The organism is Peijinzhouia sedimentorum, from assembly GCF_049340005.1.
In the GTDB taxonomy this organism is placed as follows: domain Bacteria; phylum Bacteroidota; class Bacteroidia; order Cytophagales; family Cyclobacteriaceae; genus CAXBDP01.
Map to the genome: position 1 here is coordinate 246,172 of NZ_JBMPIY010000004.1, position 16,509 is coordinate 262,680.

Genomic DNA, 16,509 nt, shown 5'->3' on the forward strand with positions numbered 1-16,509 from the left:
AAATTAAGTATTACCAACCAAAGAGAAGGATTTTGAAAATAGACCTACAAAGCGGATATTGTTCTTTTGAATCCCAGAAAACTATACCCCAAAAATTATGAAACATATTTTACTTTTTGCTTTTGCAGTCTGCTTATCATTTGGCAGCATTGCTCAAGTAGATTTATCTTACTATCTACCAAAGGATGTAAGCTACAATAGCTCTATCCCAACTCCAGAAGAAGTGTTGGGCTACCATCCAGGAGAGTGGCACGTAAGCCATGATCAGGTGCTCTATTATATGCGCACAATTGCGGATGCATCAGATAGGATTACGCTTTCGGTACAAGGAAAAACCTACGAAGGTCGTCCACAATTAATACTTACCGTTACTCACCCAGAAAACCACAACAAGATAGATCAAATTAGAGAAGAGCATTTAAAACTGACGATCCCTTCAGAATCAGGCAATTTGGATGTTGCAAATATGCCTTCCGTAATTCATATGGGCTTTAGTGTTCATGGGAATGAGCCAAGCGGTGCAAATGCAGCTCTTATTACCATATATTATATGGCTGCAGCGCAAGGAGCTGAAGTAGAAGACAAACTTCGTAACACAGTTGTTATTTTCGATCCGTCCTTCAATCCAGATGGTTTACACAGGTTTTCTACATGGGTGAATCAACATAAATCGAAAAATATCTCGACTGACCCGCAAGATCGTGAATACAGAGAACCTTACCCTGGTGGCCGCGCCAACCATTATTGGTTCGATTTGAACAGAGATTGGATGCCATTGCAGCTTTTGGAATCTCAGTCGAGAATAAAAACCTATCATGACTGGAAGCCGAATATCCTTACTGATCACCATGAAATGGGCACAAACTCAACGTTCTTCTTTCAGCCAGGTGTGCCATCACGTACACACCCAATCACACCGCAAAGAAACCAGGATTTAACTGCTAAGATTGCTACTTATCATGGCAAATTCTTAGATAAAATTCAATCGCTATATTATACGAGTGAAGGTTTTGATGATTTTTACTATGGTAAGGGATCTACCTTTCCGGACATAAATGGTGCTGTTGGTATCTTATTCGAACAAGCATCTTCTAGAGGACATGCTCAAGAAAGTGATAATGGGGTAGTTACATTTCCGTTTACCATCCGCAATCAATTCACAACAACCCTTTCTACTTGGCAGGCTGGTTACGAAATGCGGGAGGAACTGAACACTTATATGAGAGATTTTTACAATGAATCGAGCAGATTAGCTGCTGCAGATCCTGTAAAAGCAATTGTATTTGGTGCTCCGAAAGATCCGGCTAGATCTTACCATTTGGCTGAAATGCTTAAAAGACACAAAATTGCCGTACACAAGCCAGCCAATGAAATCAATCGCAATGGCAAAACCTACACAGCAGAAGATAGCTACATCGTACCTATGAATCAGAAAGAATATAGGGTACTAAAAGGAATGTTCGAAAAGAGGACTGAATTTACCGACAGTTTATTCTACGATATATCTGCTTGGAGTTATTTGTTGGCTTTTAATCTGAATTATGAAGAACTGAATTCTGGTGCATTTAACAACAATATGTTAGGTGACGAATTTAGCTTTGATGATTTCCCGAAAGGAGAATTGATTGGAGGCTCATCAACCTATGCATATGCATTTGAATGGCATGGATATTATGCTCCTCGTGCTGCTTATAGATTACTGTCCAAAGGCATAAGAGCTCGAGTAGCACATGCTCCATTTACAGATGAAAGAGGAAAAAAATACGACTACGGAACTGTGGTCGTTCCACTTGGTACGCAGGATGTCCCAAGAGCCGAAATTGATGCAATCATCCAAGAAATCATAGAAAACGACGGTGTGGATGTGCACGCAATCAACGCTGGACTTACAGAAGGAATAAATCTTGGCAGTCCAAGCTTCTCAGCAATGGTGGAGCCAAAAATTGCTCTTATGGTGGATGACGGAACTTCAAGCACCGATGCTGGCGAAGTTTGGTTTATGTTAGACCAGCGCTATGATATGCCAATTACAAAATTGCCAGTAAGCTCTTTCAACTTTGCTGACCTGAGCAGATATAATGTCATCATAATGGTAAATGGCAGTTATGGCGGCATGAATAAAGAAAAAATGCAAGAATGGCTTGGCCAAGGGGGTGTAGTAGTTGCTGCAAAAGGTGCTGTCAATTGGTTTAGCAGAAATGATCTTGGTACCTACAAATTCAAAAGAAGCGAAGTAGAAAATCCGGAAGGTCGTCCTTACGAATTACAAAGTAATTATTCTGGAGCACAAGTAATTGGAGGAGCTATTTTCGAAACAAAAATGGACTTAACTCATCCAATTACATATGGCTATGTGAATGAGAATTTACCAGTTTTCCGCAATTCTACGATGTTTCTAGAAAAGCCAAACAATCCATATGCTAGCCCAATCAAATACACGGCAAACCCACTACTGAGTGGATATATTTCTGATGAAAACTTGAAAACATTGGGTGATACTCCAGCCGTAATTATATCTAGCGTGGGTAGAGGCAAAGTAATTTCCTTTACAGATAATCATGCCTTCAGAGCATTCTGGTTTGGTACCAACAAACTAATAATGAATGGAATATTCTTTGGCCACACAATAAGTGGTGGTACTACAGAGAGGTAATAATTATTACTGAATAGATTTTGAAAACGCTACTTGTTACAAAACAGGTAGCGTTTTTTATTGCTTTAGCAAAAAAGCTGAGAAGTTCCTTAGACTCTTTTCTTGCACATCAACACTTGAAACAATTGCCTTTTCAGGGCCAATTTTGCACCAGCTAAGGAAATTCTCCAAATTTTCATTTTCACCTTCTGCTTCTATATAAACACTGCCATCCGCTTTGTTCTGAACCGATCCTTTCAAATTGAGTTCAATAGCTTTGGTCAATGCTGTCATACGGAAAAATACTCCTTGCACTTTACCGTGTACTGATATATTGATGGATTTCATGATTGTAGAGGGTTATAACCTTGCTGCTTCTACGATTGCCACACCTGATGAAGTACCAATTCTATTTGCGCCAGCATTTATAAGCTCGACAGCAGTTTTAAAATCTTTGATGCCCCCAGAAGCTTTGATACCAACATAGTCAGGAAGTGTATCTCGCATTAGTTTTATATGTTCTAGTTTGGCTCCCTCTGGTGCAAAGCCCGTTGAAGTTTTCACGAAATCTACGCCTGCATCGCGACAAAGCAAACAAGCCTTTACGATTTCATCATCCGACAAGTAAGCAGTTTCGATGATAACCTTCAAAATCGCTTCATTTTGATGCGACAAATTTGCCAATTTAGCCATCTCAATTTTGACCCAAGGCATTCCCGATTTAAAAGCCGAAATATTCATGACCATATCCAGCTCGTTGGCTCCGTCATTAAGGGCAACTTTCGCTTCCTCTATTTTGGTTTCGGTCATATTGTAGCCCAATGGAAATCCGATTACTGTCACCAATTTAATATCCCTCCCGCTGATTTCTCGATGCGCTTTTTTCACCCAAAAGGGTGGAAGACATATCCCATGAAATTCATATTTAGCCGCATCTTCTACCAATTGGTATACATCTGCATCAGTAAATATGGGCTTCAAATTAGTCTGTTCTATATAAGTCGATATACTTTTCATTATGAATTAATATGGCAATCTATTTTCCGTCTAAGTAATCTTGAAGGTAGGCAAATTTTTGAGTCAGTTTGCCATTTTTGCAAATGGTGGCATTTTCAATTATTCCCTCCAAATCATCCCCTAGCAAAGCCGGTAACACTCCATCTATAAACATTCGACCGAAGTCCCGTGACGAATCCCTTGGTAATTCACAGGGCAAATTATCTATGGCCATCACATTAATATGTTTATGGCTTGAAAAAGCACTTTCAAGAGTTCCCTTCTCTGGGCAATAATCATAAACTGGATCGTCAATAGTACTTGGCTTTTTGGTACTTGGGATCGACCCTTCTATATCGCAAGTGATGTCAGCAATTACCTTAATGCTAAAATCTTCACTACGCATATCCTCCTCTTTGAATAATACTGGCGCTTTTGGATGCCAATAAGCCGCTGCAATTAAGATATCAGCTTTATGGGCATATTTGAGAAAATCACCTTCATAATTTTCTGGATGCACATAGAAATCTTGTAGATCGAATGATTCTCCGTCTTTTCTAAAATGGTAATCGTCATTATCCAATTGAGCATAAACTGGATAAGAGTAAGATTTGTTGAGAAAATCAATTGGAGATACTTTTCTAACATTCATTCCATCCAAAACCTCCATCGCTCCTTTGGCAACTCTACCGCCACCTGTGAGGATAATTTTGGCGGGAGGAAGCTGTACCTTAGCAAATTCTTGCTTGAGGGCTGCTAAGTCAAAGCAATCTTTGGCTCTCTTCAAGTGGAACAAGGAAGTACGTTTTCCATAAGTCCATATTGCATTATAAGCTCCAACGATTCCTGCATACCTACCAAAAGCAATTATTCGCTGCCCATCAGCATTCACCAAGCATTCGTAGTCAATCAGTCGAATATTCTTATCGACGATAGCTCTCAGTAGTTTCTGATTATAAGTTTGCTTTTTGATAGTATGGCTAAAGAAAAAATAGGTTTTATTAGCAATCAGATTCGCTATCGGTACCTCTTTTACACCAACCAAAATATCACAATCTTGAATATCCTCTTGTGAATCAATCCCTTCCTTATGGTACTCATCTGCAGTAAATGCTCTCACACTACTTGGCTGGAAAACTATTTTGGTATTCGGGAATTTCTCTTGGATTTCCCTCGCTTGGGAAGGGATAATTGCGCATCTTTTGTCGATGGGTACTTTATCTTCTCTTATGATAGCTAATTTTATGTGATTCATTGCTTGATTTTGTAGAAATTTTGGACGTATTTGCTTTTGATTCCGGAAAACAATTTAATATCAATCAAAATGAACTCTATCATTGCTATTGATAGCAATATATCTTTATTAATTCTGGCTTGGGCACTTTTTGGTTTGACACACTCCTTATTTGCCAACAAGCTAGTAAAAGATAAATTAACTGAAGCCATTCCTAATTATAAAAGGTACTATCGGTTTTCATACAATGTTTTTGCTTTAGTTTCCTTGGGTGGAATACTGGTTTTTAGCACACTATTACCAACCTCAACCCTTTTCGAATCGTCAGTTATTTGGGAGTTCATAGGCTTAATGTTCGCTACTTATGGCCTGCTTATTAGCCGAATAGCTTTGAAAAGTTACGGAATTCGCGAATTTTTAGGTATTGACTTTAACGATGCTCCGGTTTCTTTTAAGAAACTTAAAAGAAGCGGATTACTCGCCTATGTAAGACATCCACTTTATTGTGGAACCATCCTTTTATTTTTAGGAGTTGTCTTCTATTTTCCAACTGTAGCAAATCTTGTCAATTTCATTTCTGTATTTACATATATACTAGTAGGCATTTATTTCGAAGAGCGCAAATTGGTATATGAGTATGGCGAAGAATATAAATCTTACAAAGCTCAGGTGCCCATGTTGCTCCCAAGCTTAAAGTAAAACTATCATACGTTCTGAAATTTGAAGGTGATTGTGGAAGCCTTCACGATCAGCATGACCAATGAGGGATCATTAAGAAAAGCAGGGATCAATTAGTCTATTGGATAAAATCCTCAATCTAAATTTATTTAGCCCACCATTTCTATCAGAAGCGGCCTCTCTCAATTTTGCTATTTTCTTAATCATCTTGATTGATAGCCCTCAGTGCCTTATTCTTTCATAGAGGCAAAATCTCTTTTCTAGTAGGGTTGAGTATTGCAGTTTATTTGAGGAAAATAGAAAAGTATTGGATTAGTCATCATCAACACCCTTTCATGTATTTCGAGTGATATAGGGTTTGGGATAACGGTTTAAATATGGCTTGTGGCGGTTTCGAAGCACTTTCTTGTCCGCTTGAAACAAACTTACTCAAAAGCACAAAACTTGAATTTACCACTTTTCCCGGCATAAGTTATATACGCTGTTGGGCGCAGGCTTTATTATTTAAAGTACTTTTCAAATTCAGTGTCTTTCATTCTAAGGGTTTTGTCCTTGCCGTCAGGTGAGAATAGGTCGTGAAATATTCCGTCCCTATTTGTGTCAATAAAATGAAGGAATTGTTGTCCTTTTAATATTTTAACTACGTCCTTTATTTCAAAGTCTTTCTGTAGCGTAATTACAATACCTTCTTTATCCTTCCTGTTATAATTATCTAGGTCATTGTCTGGTTCCGATTTGTCAATTATATCAAAATAGTCTGACATTAAGCTATTCATTATTCTAAATACCTTGTCAGTGTTATTTTTTTTGATGTTGTAACCATATCCTATTATGTCATCCACGATACATTTATCTCCTGTCGATATAATCATAGTGTCTTTGTCTTCAAACTCAATTTCGAAGTCTTTACTTGCTTTCAAGGTAGTTCCTTGTCCGCAAAAAAGTGGTGGAAAGTATATTGCCATTCTTGTCTTTTTTAGCTTGCGCCCAACCGATTTGCATATGACTTGTAGCGGTTTCGAAGCACTTTTCTGTCCACCGAAACCAAACTTAGCTACGGAGCGAAAACCTTGCTGGTAGCCGTCCTCCCGCTATATGCGTTGTTGTACAGCGTTTTTTATTTTTTCTGATAATTCCTTCAATTTTTCGTCAGTCTCTTCAATTTCCATCGCTTCATTTAAATATTTCCTAATTGCGACTTTGACTGACTCCGAGTCGCCATTTTGAAGTAAAGCTGAATACGCAGCAAAATTTATGGAATCATATTCATCGTCAACGCTGTCCGCTACACCAAGAGGGTCCCATTCGTTTAGTATTTCCTTTATTCTGTCAAAGTGTTGTTTCCATTGTTTATGAAGGTTTTCAGAATCAGAATTCTCAATCAATCTGTTAGTTTCTTTTAATTCCGTCAACACTCTGTCTGCAAGATTCCACAAAGTAGAAAAGTACGTCCTTGCTTGGCCTTCAAGTTCCTTGGTTACTGCTTTTAATTCAGTCGACAATCTTTTTAAAAGGTCAAAATCAGTATTGGTCAACTTGTAATTGTATCCAATAAATTTTTCAATCAGTCCTGCTGTGTCAGTGTCCAATATTGCCAAGTCAATTCGGTGAATTTCTTCTCCTGCAACTCCTTCTGGAAAAGGTTTGCTTCTGAATTCTTGATATTTCTCTTTAATGTCGTTCATTTAAATGCTGTACAACATTGGTTAGTATATGGCAAGTAGGGCAGTAGAAAGCGATCAACTTTCAAGTTTGCACTGAGCCAAAACGTTGTATTTTGTTTTTAATATATTCATTCTTAAAAGCCAAATCAACGATTTGGCGGTGTTTGTAAATAGCACTGAACTTCCTTAAACCAAGAAACTCCCTATTTGCTATATACAGTGTTATGCACTTTTTATATCCCAAAGTGTTCCTCCGTATTTCCACATTTTGGGCATGTAATAAGTTTCGTTCCTGATATACCATGGTGAGCTACATAAGAGTAATAATCCAATCCACTTCCGGCAATTTTAAAACCATACTTGCAATATGAACACTTATGATATGGTTTATTATGCCATGCTAGAGATAGACTCGAAGATGGAATATATTCTAGTTGTACTTCAATAGCAGGTTTCGGAGCCTCTTCTTGATGAATATTTGAGTTTGGAGCTAATTGCCTTACAAAACTTGTCAAATCATGAATGATTTTGTCCTTTGTCACCATATATGCCAATTGTTCCTCTTTGGTCATGTCAATGTCAAGGAATTCCAATCTTACTCCGTAATTTTCTGTATGATTGAGAATTGCAGCGATACGCTCCAAATGATAGATTTCAACATCATATTTATCATCAATCTCTTTTTTAAGTTCTTCCCTTTCTCCTAGTCTTAATTCTTGGTTCGTAATGAAAATAATTCCATCTACAGAATTACTTTCAATCCCTTCCGCATCTTCTTTGAATTTTGTTTTAATTTCAGAAAAGTTCTTCTGCCCGCGTGGGAAATAGCATCCAGCAACAAATTTAGTGTTTCCTTTCTTGCAAAGTATATCCTTTTTACCATCTTGACCACCAAGTGGGTGCGATGGATCTATAGAGACATACTTTTCATAAATAAGAATTTGAGCAGATAATTTTTCCGAAGGACTTTGTCCTTTGTCCCAGTTGATTAATCTATGCCAAGTCTCTCTTCCGTCAGTTTGTCTACTCATAATTATTTTCTATTGTGCATAACGATTTGCATATGACTTGTGGCGGTTTTCGAAGCACTATCCTCTCGGCTTGTAACAAACTTACTTAAAAGCCCAAAACTTGAATTTACCACTTCCCCGCCATAAGTTATATACGCTGTTGGCCATCCGTTTTTTATTTTTTCAAGACACCCACATTTCGCGTTGTCCTACAATTTCCCATTCTTTATCTTTTCGTGCTAAAAATACAATACTTCCCCAACCACATAACCTTCCACATGAAAACGTGTAGTAGAAAACGGCTCTTTCTTTGTTTTCACTGAATGCAACACGAGACATGGTCATCATACCAATCCTTCTTTTATAGTCAGTAGTATCATTAAATTCCGACTCGGTTACTAATGTGTAATTTCCTGTCTTTGTGATTTGATTTATGTCAAATCCTTTGGGGTTTTCAATTCGGTTTAGTTTTCTTATCAACTTAATCCAAGTTGTGTCGACAGGGAAATTGGCTTCAAAATTTTCCTGACCTAAAATACCTTCTAAAAAGTCATTACTCTTGTAAGTTGTCAGAGTGTCGTACAGATAAATTTTCAGTTCGGAAGTGTCAAGTCTCCTATTGTTTAGAAGTTCTTCAAATTCCGTACTTTCATTTCCAAATCGCAAACTGTCTTCTTGTGATGATTCTTCCCAAAGTGGCATAGGTGGAACAGGGAGTGGCTCATAATACCATCCGGTTCCAACCAATTCAATGAATTTTTGATTTAGAATGTTTAATTCTTCACACTCCTTTTTGGTTGTGGTCGAATTACAACTTATCAGAAACGAAAGAATTATGATTATGAATGAAACTCTCATTTTTTTTAAATGGTGGCCAACATTGTATTAACGCAGTCCTGCGTTTATTTCCCATTTGTTAGATGTGGTATTTTTATTAATTTTCATTGTTTGTTTATAAACATACGTTATTCAAACTAGATATCCAATTTATCCAAAGGACTTTTAATTTGATCAAACCCTTTGGTACACATGTGGGAATAATTCCAAATACTATCAAACGTTTGTGAAATGTTTAAATGAGTTTGAGTAGAACCAGAAAAGGTGGATGGGCTTAGCTCAAGGCGCGATTCTAGGCAAACGATTAATTATCACGTCTAAGAAGAAAGGATATGAATCGATGCTTTCCTATTATCTTAAAACCTGCCATGCCGGCAGGCTGGCACAACCTATAATCCAATGAACCGCCGTATATGGTAGTGAACAGTTGTGTGAAATTACCGAGCGTAGCTCTCGTACCTACGGTGGTCATGCCTTCGGCAGATAAATGTGAGACTTGACTACTGACAAGGTAGTGGTGCACCGTGGGCTAGGAAATTAGCCCAGACAAATTCCTCAGAATCTTACACGATTGCAGTTAACCTTCAACCCTGCCAAAACCAATTTTATTTCAACTATGTAACACCCCTTCCATATCCAATTCGGGGATATAGCGGATATTTTCTTCGGTGATGCTATGTGCAAGGAATACGAATTTCTTATCAAAAATCTTATCTAGAATGTAATAGCTTACCCAATATTCATTATTGAGTTGAAATACAGAAGGGTCTATACTTTCTACTAGAGCAATACTCTGCTCTTGCAATTCCTTGATAGAATGTCTCAGCAAAGAGGTTTTCTTTTCTTCGCCATTTATGCTGCCATAGCCTTTGCTAGTAATCAATATTGTGTTGAGCTCAATGAAGTTTTTGTTGATCATATAAACGAACCAATCAAAGCTGTCTTCCAGGTTTTTCTTTCTAACAACCGCTAGGTGAACTCCCGTAACTGGCTCTATTTTCAGGTCTTTTTTCATTTCAATTACTCTCCCATTCCATTTCAAACAAATGGCCTATATGGTTTTTAAGTTTTTCTTCTACCTCATCAATGTCGATTTCCTTACCCAATTCTTTTTGCATGGATGTCACAGCTTTGTCATCTATCCCGCAGGGAACGATATGATTGAAATAGCTTAGGTCTGTGTTCACATTAAAGGCAAATCCATGCATGGTGACCCAGCGGCTGCTTTTCACGCCCATTGCGCAGATTTTACGTGGATTCCAAGTGTGGCCATTTAGCGGATTACTTTGGTCTATATCTATCCATACGCCAGTGAGGCCATTTATCCTCCCGCATTTTATGTCATATTCGGCTAAGGTGTGGATTACGGCTTCTTCCAGTAGCCGCAAATATTTATGAATATCCGTAAAGAAATTTTCTAGATCTAAAATTGGATAACCCACTATTTGGCCCGGCCCATGATAGGTAATATCTCCACCTCTATTTATTTTGTAATAGCGGGCATTATGTTTTTGGAGACCTTCTTCATTCAATAGCAAATGGCTCTCTTTCCCGCTTTTGCCAAGAGTATATACATGTGGATGCTCTACAAATAGCAGATAATTTTCCGAAGGCAATTGCGCTTGCAGCTCCACCTTTCTATTTGCAATTTTCAGGTCAACCGTTTCCTTAAATAGCACTTCTTGATAATCCCATGCTTCTTGATAGTCCATCCTACCTAAGTGGCGGAATTGCACCTTTTTGTTAATCAAATGATTCATAGGTTTTCAATTTAGCTAAAGATTTCCATGTAGCATCCCTACAATCGCTGCACAAGTCTATAAAAATCGATCATGGTTTTTCTGAATATTTCTCGGTCTTCATTTCGGCTGAATAATGGCCAAGACTTATCTCCAGAATAAATTTCCATTGCCTTGAGATCAAGCATATTTTGGTACACCTTATCGGCAAACCGGGTGTGATTATCCTTATTTCCGTATATGAAATCGATGCTTTGCTGGCGAAGACTATCATCTTCCCACGTCACTTTTATGGTATCACCTACGCTGTAAAACGAATTTGGCTCGACGATAATATAAGCCTCGTCTTCCAACCAATTGTTCACCAATGCCAAATTGAGCACAGGATAATCCTCTGTGGAATTCCTGTTTTTCATTCGGTAAACATCGATTTTGGCTTCAGATAACGTTTGCTTTTCGTAATAGCTAGAGCGCACATTTCGGAAGAATAATTTCGTAGCATCATTTGTTTGGTAAATGAGCTCTCCTGCTTCTACAGCCTTATTTTTGTCTGGATTGCAGGCAATTACAATTGTGAGAAATAAAAATAATTTCAAGCTTTTCCGCATAATAGACATACCATTATGAAGTAGAATAGTTTTGAAAAAGCGGGAGGAAATTATTTTACTTCTTCGTATTCGATATAATCACCACCTCTGAAGTTCTTTCCTTTTTTCCCTTTTGGTGGAACGTAATCTACTTTTACATTTCCATCTGTTGGACGAGCTCCAGTTGAATTATAATTGCCCGCTGAGCTTTGAAAATTCTTGTACAGTTTTTTCAAAACCCAACGGAACATAAAACCTAGGAGATAAAGTACTCCAAAGGTGATAAGCAAAAATTTTAGTAAAAAACCCATTTATTATCTACTCAAATACAGATTTCTCTCGGCGAATATTTTAAGGAAGTAATCGTCCATCAAATCGTCAATGAAATAAATTGCTTCACCAGTCGATTTCATTTCTGGACCTAGCTCCTTATTTACATTCGGAAATTTGTCGAAAGAGAATACCGGAACCTTGATTGCGTAACCTTTTTTGGTTGGTTTGAAGTCAAAGTCGGTAACCTTTTTCTCGCCAAGCATCACCTTCGTTGCATAATTTACATAAGGCTCATCGTAAGCTTTACAGATAAATGGAACGGTACGAGAGGCTCGTGGGTTCGCTTCTATGATATAAACTTTATCGTTCTTGATAGCAAACTGAATATTGATAAGGCCAACCGTATTGAGCGCCAAAGCAATTTTATGTGTGTATCGCTCGATTTGCTGAATCACAAAGTCGCCCAAATTGTATGGAGGCAATACTGCATAAGAATCGCCAGAGTGAATTCCCGCTGGCTCAATATGCTGCATTATGCCGATGATATACACATTTTCACCATCACAAATTGCATCTGCTTCGGCTTCAATTGCGCCTTCTAGGAAATGATCGAGCAATACTCTGTTGCCAGGAATATCACGCATAATCTCAATTACGTGGGTTTCTAGTTCTTGCTCGTTTATCACAATTTTCATGCTTTGACCACCCAATACATAGGATGGCCTCACCAGCAATGGGAAGCCAATATCTTTGGACAAGGTAATCGCAGATTCTGCATCTTCGATTACGCCAAAGTCTGGATAGGGTATATCATTTTCTTTTAATAAGGTAGAGAATCTTCCTCTATCTTCAGCCAAATCGAGTGAAGTGAAATCTGTTCCTAGTATTTTTATTCCAAACTTGTGAAGCTTCTCCGCTAATTTCAAAGCGGTTTGTCCACCAAGTTGTACGATTACACCTTCAGGCTTTTCATGCTTGATGATATCGAAAATATGCTCCCAAAATACCGGCTCAAAATAAAGTTTATCAGCAATATCAAAGTCTGTGGAAACCGTTTCAGGATTGCAATTAATCATGATGGTTTCGTAGCCACATTCTTTTGCAGCGAGTATTCCATGTACACATGAATAATCAAACTCAATACCCTGACCGATTCTGTTTGGCCCAGAGCCTAGTACGACAACTTTTTTGCGATCCGTTACAATCGATTCGTTTTCTTCTTCGAATGATGAATAGAAATAAGGCGTTTTTGCTTCAAATTCGGCAGCACAAGTATCTACCATTTTGAATACACGGTTGATGCCTAAGTCAATTCGTCTTTGGTGCACTTCACTTTCTAGACAATCAACCAAGTGGGCAATTTGTCTATCAGCATATCCTTTTTTCTTAGCAGCAAGAAGTAATTCTTTTGGAAGACTATCTAAAGAAAACTTTTCCATTTCCTTATCTAAGGCTACCAATTCCTCTATTTGCATCAAAAACCATTTATCAATCTTCGTTAGATTTTGGATGGTTTTGAAAGGGATACCTAATTTGAATGCATCATAAATATGGAATAATCTATTCCAGCTTGGATGTTTCAGACTATACAGGATAGCTTCTCTATCTGCTAATTCTTTACCGTCAGCTCCTAGTCCATTTCTTTTGATTTCTAGAGATTGACAGGCCTTTTGGAGCGCTTCTTGGAAATTGCGACCAATGCCCATCACTTCACCCACTGACTTCATCTGCAAACCGAGTGATTTATCCACGCCTTTGAATTTATCGAAATTCCAGCGAGGAATCTTCACAATCACATAGTCAATAGCCGGCTCAAAATAAGCAGAAGTCGTTTTGGTAATTGAGTTTTTCAATTCATCCAAATTGTACCCTATGGCTAGTTTGGCAGCAACTTTTGCAATTGGGTAGCCAGTAGCTTTGGATGCCAAAGCAGATGATCTTGAAACTCTTGGATTGATTTCAATACCTACAATTTGATCATCTTCAGGGTTTACGGCGAACTGCACATTACATCCTCCCGCAAATTGTCCAATGCCATTCATCATTTTGATGGCAAGGTTTCTCATATTTTGATAGACCGTATCAGGCAATGTCATAGCTGGAGCCACAGTAATAGAATCTCCAGTATGCACACCCATTGGGTCAAAATTTTCTATCGAACAGATAATGATAACATTACCTTTATTGTCTCTTAAAAGCTCAAGTTCGTATTCCTTCCAGCCCAAAATACTTTGCTCTACCAATACCTCATGGATAGGCGAAGCATGCAAGCCACGAGTTAGGGCTTTCTCAAAATCTTCTGCTGAGTTTACAAAACCACCTCCAGAACCACCTAGTGTATAGGATGGGCGAATTACCAATGGAAAACCAATTCTTTGAGCAATCTCATTTCCTTGCAAAAAGGATGTGGCGGTTTCTCCTTCACACACATTCACATCCAATTGCTTCATTAGCAATCTGAATTTCTCGCGATCTTCAGTGGTTTCGATAGCTTTGATATCCACACCAATAATCCTAACATCGTATTTTTTCCAGATTCCAGCATTTTCACAATCAATGGCTAGGTTGAGAGCAGTTTGGCCACCCATTGTAGGAAGTACCGCATCAATTTGATGTTTTTCCAGAATCTCAATGATAGATTTTTTCTCGAGAGGTTTCAGGTAAACATGATCTGCAGTAACCTTATCAGTCATAATGGTGGCTGGGTTACTATTGATTAGAATTACTTCAATTCCTTCTTCTCTGAGGGATCTGGCAGCTTGGCTACCTGCGTAATCGAATTCACATGCTTGGCCAATAACTATGGGGCCACTACCGATAATTAGGATGGATTTGAGACTTTTGTCTTTAGGCATTTTTTAAGAGTAGGTATAGATATTGATAAATTGGTTCAAAGTTATGGTTTAATGCCCATTATTAAAACCCGAATTTTGAAGTATTGCTCATTCATTTCAAGTAAATTGCATTACTTTGGGGTAAACAATATAATTCTTATGAAATCTATTAAATCATTTATTTTTATCGCATTTCTAATGACGATGATTGTTGGCTGTGCGGGCACAAAATCAGCTACTTCTGCAAAGGAGTTTAATCCTTCAGGATCTTGGGCTACTACGATATCAGGAACTCCGCTTGGCGATATGAATGGCAAAATGCAATTAGCCTCAGCTGGAGACACTTGGAGTGGAGATTTGGAAGCGACAGGTTATGGCACTTTCAAACTCAACAACATCAAAATTGCAGAGCGTAAAATGACTGCAATGTTTAATTTTCAAGGATATGACGTAGAGGTAGAAGGTGATTTTGTTGACGATGATAATTTAAAGGGCAATGTTTATACGATGGGAGATAGCTTCCCATTCACTGCCAAACGACAATAAAAAAATGCTGGCTCAAATCAATAAGCCAGCATTTCTATTTCAATTATATTACCAATGAGTTTACATATGTAAAGCTCTGTTGTCTGTAGCTGCTAACGCGGCTTCTTTAAATGCTTCTGTAAAAGTAGGGTGAGCATGCGAGATGCGAGCAATATCTTCTGCAGATGCACGGAATTCCATTGCAACTACAGCTTCGGCGATCATGTCGGCAGTTCTTGGGCCAATCATGTGTACGCCAAGTATCTCATCTGTTTTCTTGTCTGCAAGTACTTTTACCAAGCCGTCCAAATCCATACTTGCGCGCGCACGTCCTAAAGCACGGAATGGAAAACTGCCTGATTTGTATTCGATTCCCTTTTCCTTCAATTGCTCTTCGGTATAACCTACACCAGCAACTTCAGGCCAAGTGTAAACTACATTCGGGATAAGTAAATAATTGATATGTGGTTTTTGCCCAGCAATAGTTTCAGCTACAAACATCCCTTCTTCTTCAGCTTTATGTGCTAGCATTGCTCCTTTCACCACATCACCAATTGCATAAATATTGTCGACGTTTGTGCGAAGGTGTTCATCAACTTCCACACGACCACGATCGTCCATTTTTACACCAGCTTTGTCTAGACCAAGTTTATCTGTATAAGGTTTTCTACCAATAGAAACCAAACAGATGTCTGCTTTCACTTCTATAGTTTCGCCTTTTTTATTCTCAGCTTTTACTATTACTTCTTTGCCTTTGTTGGTTACTTCAACCACTTTATGACCTAAGTAAAAGTCAAAATCAAGCTTTTTAAGGGCTTTTTTCAGTTCTCTTCCCATGGCGCCATCCATTGTAGGAATGATGCTGTCCATGTATTCGATCACGGAAACTTTAGCTCCAAGTCTGGCGAATACAGAACCCATCTCCATACCGATAACACCACCACCAATCACTATCATGTGCTTTGGTACTTCTTTCAGATTGAGTGCTTCGGTGCTGGTGATTACTCTCTTTTTGTCTAGTTTGATAAATGGAAGAGATGCAGGTTTTGAACCTGTAGCAATAATGATTTTTTCGCCAGTAATCTTCTTATCACCACCTTCATTTAGATCGATTTTCACCGTGTTCTTATCTTCAAAAGAACCCATTCCATAAAAAACATCGACCTTATTTTTCTTCATCAAGAAAGCAACTCCTTCACAGGTTTTAGCTACGACATCGTCCTTGCGAGCAATCATTTGCGGGAGGTTTACTTTTAAGCCTTCCAAGTCAATGCCGTGTTCCTTGAAAGTATGCCCTGCATTGTGATAATGTTCTGAGGAATCTAATAGCGCTTTGGAAGGGATACAACCTACATTGAGGCAAGTACCGCCTAGGGTATTATATTTCTCGATTAATGCGGTCTTCAATCCAAGTTGTGCAGCTCTGATCGCAGCAACATATCCACCTGGTCCTGATCCGATTATTATTAATTGATAATCCATAATTTTAGCGTAATGGTC

At 38.3% G+C, this 16,509-nt stretch carries 16 protein-coding genes; 3 read left to right on the plus strand and 13 right to left on the minus strand.

Features of this window, described 5'->3' with window-relative positions; genetic code table 11:
* Positions 1 to 97 precede the first annotated feature (97 nt).
* A complete protein-coding gene (locus ACOXY8_RS08420) occupies positions 98 to 2,653 on the plus strand; it encodes a M14 family zinc carboxypeptidase (protein ID WP_458331130.1) in 2,556 nt (851 codons plus the stop codon).
* Positions 2,654 to 2,710: 57 nt separating this feature from the next.
* On the opposite strand, the gene ACOXY8_RS08425 is transcribed toward ACOXY8_RS08420, so the two are convergent.
* From ACOXY8_RS08425 to ACOXY8_RS08435, 3 genes are read right to left on the minus strand one after another with little or no spacing between them, the layout of a single operon-like run.
* A complete protein-coding gene (locus ACOXY8_RS08425) occupies positions 2,711 to 2,980 on the minus strand; it encodes an acylphosphatase (protein WP_458331131.1) in 270 nt (89 codons plus the stop codon).
* Between the two features lie 12 nt (positions 2,981 to 2,992).
* Complete coding sequence (deoC, locus tag ACOXY8_RS08430; protein ID WP_458331132.1) at positions 2,993 to 3,649, minus strand: deoxyribose-phosphate aldolase; 657 nt, start codon at positions 3,647 to 3,649, stop codon at positions 2,993 to 2,995.
* A gap of 19 nt (positions 3,650 to 3,668) precedes the next feature.
* A complete protein-coding gene (locus tag ACOXY8_RS08435) occupies positions 3,669 to 4,883 on the minus strand; it encodes an NAD(P)-dependent oxidoreductase (RefSeq protein ID WP_458331133.1) in 1,215 nt (404 codons plus the stop codon).
* 69 nt (positions 4,884 to 4,952) lie between these two features.
* Here ACOXY8_RS08435 and ACOXY8_RS08440 point away from each other — a divergent pair, with 69 nt between their 5' ends.
* Positions 4,953 to 5,561 (plus strand): methyltransferase family protein, encoded by a 609-nt coding sequence (locus ACOXY8_RS08440; RefSeq protein ID WP_458331134.1) that lies wholly within the window; start codon positions 4,953 to 4,955, stop codon positions 5,559 to 5,561.
* Between the two features lie 479 nt (positions 5,562 to 6,040).
* Here ACOXY8_RS08440 and ACOXY8_RS08445 read toward each other — a convergent pair whose 3' ends face one another.
* The 9 genes from ACOXY8_RS08445 to carB all read right to left on the minus strand — a co-directional run bounded on the left by ACOXY8_RS08445 (position 6,041) and on the right by carB (position 14,505).
* Positions 6,041 to 6,505, minus strand: coding sequence for a hypothetical protein (locus ACOXY8_RS08445; RefSeq protein WP_458331135.1), 465 nt, complete (start codon positions 6,503 to 6,505; stop codon positions 6,041 to 6,043).
* A gap of 126 nt (positions 6,506 to 6,631) precedes the next feature.
* On the minus strand, positions 6,632 to 7,225 hold the full coding sequence (locus ACOXY8_RS08450; RefSeq protein WP_458331136.1) for a hypothetical protein: 594 nt from the start codon (positions 7,223 to 7,225) through the stop codon (positions 6,632 to 6,634).
* 212 nt (positions 7,226 to 7,437) lie between these two features.
* On the minus strand, positions 7,438 to 8,235 hold the full coding sequence (locus ACOXY8_RS08455) for a hypothetical protein (RefSeq protein WP_458331137.1): 798 nt from the start codon (positions 8,233 to 8,235) through the stop codon (positions 7,438 to 7,440).
* Between the two features lie 162 nt (positions 8,236 to 8,397).
* The gene (locus ACOXY8_RS08460; RefSeq protein ID WP_458331138.1) at positions 8,398 to 9,072 is read right to left on the minus strand and encodes a hypothetical protein; all 675 of its coding nucleotides are present in this window, start codon (positions 9,070 to 9,072) and stop codon (positions 8,398 to 8,400) included.
* Positions 9,073 to 9,661: 589 nt separating this feature from the next.
* Positions 9,662 to 10,066: a hypothetical protein gene (locus ACOXY8_RS08465; protein ID WP_458331139.1), complete on the minus strand. Its 405-nt coding sequence runs from the start codon at positions 10,064 to 10,066 to the stop codon at positions 9,662 to 9,664.
* A gap of 1 nt (position 10,067) precedes the next feature.
* Positions 10,068 to 10,811, minus strand: coding sequence for a lipoyl(octanoyl) transferase LipB (gene lipB, locus ACOXY8_RS08470; protein WP_458331140.1), 744 nt, complete (start codon positions 10,809 to 10,811; stop codon positions 10,068 to 10,070).
* A 38-nt stretch (positions 10,812 to 10,849) separates the two neighbouring features.
* Entirely contained in the window at positions 10,850 to 11,386 is a 537-nt protein-coding gene (locus ACOXY8_RS08475; protein ID WP_458331141.1) for a hypothetical protein, read from the minus strand.
* Positions 11,387 to 11,448: 62 nt separating this feature from the next.
* Entirely contained in the window at positions 11,449 to 11,688 is a 240-nt protein-coding gene (locus tag ACOXY8_RS08480; protein ID WP_458331142.1) for a hypothetical protein, read from the minus strand.
* 3 nt (positions 11,689 to 11,691) lie between these two features.
* On the minus strand, positions 11,692 to 14,505 hold the full coding sequence (carB, locus tag ACOXY8_RS08485) for a carbamoyl-phosphate synthase large subunit (protein WP_458331143.1): 2,814 nt from the start codon (positions 14,503 to 14,505) through the stop codon (positions 11,692 to 11,694).
* 138 nt (positions 14,506 to 14,643) lie between these two features.
* Here carB and ACOXY8_RS08490 point away from each other — a divergent pair, with 138 nt between their 5' ends.
* Positions 14,644 to 15,030, plus strand: coding sequence for a hypothetical protein (locus tag ACOXY8_RS08490; RefSeq protein ID WP_458331144.1), 387 nt, complete (start codon positions 14,644 to 14,646; stop codon positions 15,028 to 15,030).
* 60 nt (positions 15,031 to 15,090) lie between these two features.
* Here ACOXY8_RS08490 and lpdA read toward each other — a convergent pair whose 3' ends face one another.
* The gene (gene lpdA / locus ACOXY8_RS08495) at positions 15,091 to 16,491 is read right to left on the minus strand and encodes a dihydrolipoyl dehydrogenase (RefSeq protein WP_458331145.1); all 1,401 of its coding nucleotides are present in this window, start codon (positions 16,489 to 16,491) and stop codon (positions 15,091 to 15,093) included.
* Between the last annotated feature and the right edge of the window lie 18 nt (positions 16,492 to 16,509).

Excerpts from the sequence above, each read along its gene's own strand:
- ACOXY8_RS08490 (WP_458331144.1), top strand. The coding sequence starts at position 14,644 with ATGAAATCTATTAAATCATTTATTTTTATCGCATTTCTAATGACGATG.
- ACOXY8_RS08440 (WP_458331134.1), top strand. The coding sequence starts at position 4,953 with ATGAACTCTATCATTGCTATTGATAGCAATATATCTTTATTAATTCTG.
- deoC (WP_458331132.1), bottom strand. The coding sequence starts at position 3,649 with ATGAAAAGTATATCGACTTATATAGAACAGACTAATTTGAAGCCCATA.
- ACOXY8_RS08455 (WP_458331137.1), bottom strand. The coding sequence starts at position 8,235 with ATGAGTAGACAAACTGACGGAAGAGAGACTTGGCATAGATTAATCAAC.
- lpdA (WP_458331145.1), bottom strand. The coding sequence starts at position 16,491 with ATGGATTATCAATTAATAATAATCGGATCAGGACCAGGTGGATATGTT.
- ACOXY8_RS08445 (WP_458331135.1), bottom strand. The coding sequence starts at position 6,505 with ATGGCAATATACTTTCCACCACTTTTTTGCGGACAAGGAACTACCTTG.
- lipB (WP_458331140.1), bottom strand. The coding sequence starts at position 10,811 with ATGAATCATTTGATTAACAAAAAGGTGCAATTCCGCCACTTAGGTAGG.
- ACOXY8_RS08435 (WP_458331133.1), bottom strand. The coding sequence starts at position 4,883 with ATGAATCACATAAAATTAGCTATCATAAGAGAAGATAAAGTACCCATC.
- ACOXY8_RS08480 (WP_458331142.1), bottom strand. The coding sequence starts at position 11,688 with ATGGGTTTTTTACTAAAATTTTTGCTTATCACCTTTGGAGTACTTTAT.
- ACOXY8_RS08420 (WP_458331130.1), top strand. The coding sequence starts at position 98 with ATGAAACATATTTTACTTTTTGCTTTTGCAGTCTGCTTATCATTTGGC.
- ACOXY8_RS08460 (WP_458331138.1), bottom strand. The coding sequence starts at position 9,072 with ATGAGAGTTTCATTCATAATCATAATTCTTTCGTTTCTGATAAGTTGT.
- ACOXY8_RS08425 (WP_458331131.1), bottom strand. The coding sequence starts at position 2,980 with ATGAAATCCATCAATATATCAGTACACGGTAAAGTGCAAGGAGTATTT.
- ACOXY8_RS08450 (WP_458331136.1), bottom strand. The coding sequence starts at position 7,225 with ATGAACGACATTAAAGAGAAATATCAAGAATTCAGAAGCAAACCTTTT.
- carB (WP_458331143.1), bottom strand. The coding sequence starts at position 14,505 with ATGCCTAAAGACAAAAGTCTCAAATCCATCCTAATTATCGGTAGTGGC.
- ACOXY8_RS08465 (WP_458331139.1), bottom strand. The coding sequence starts at position 10,066 with ATGAAAAAAGACCTGAAAATAGAGCCAGTTACGGGAGTTCACCTAGCG.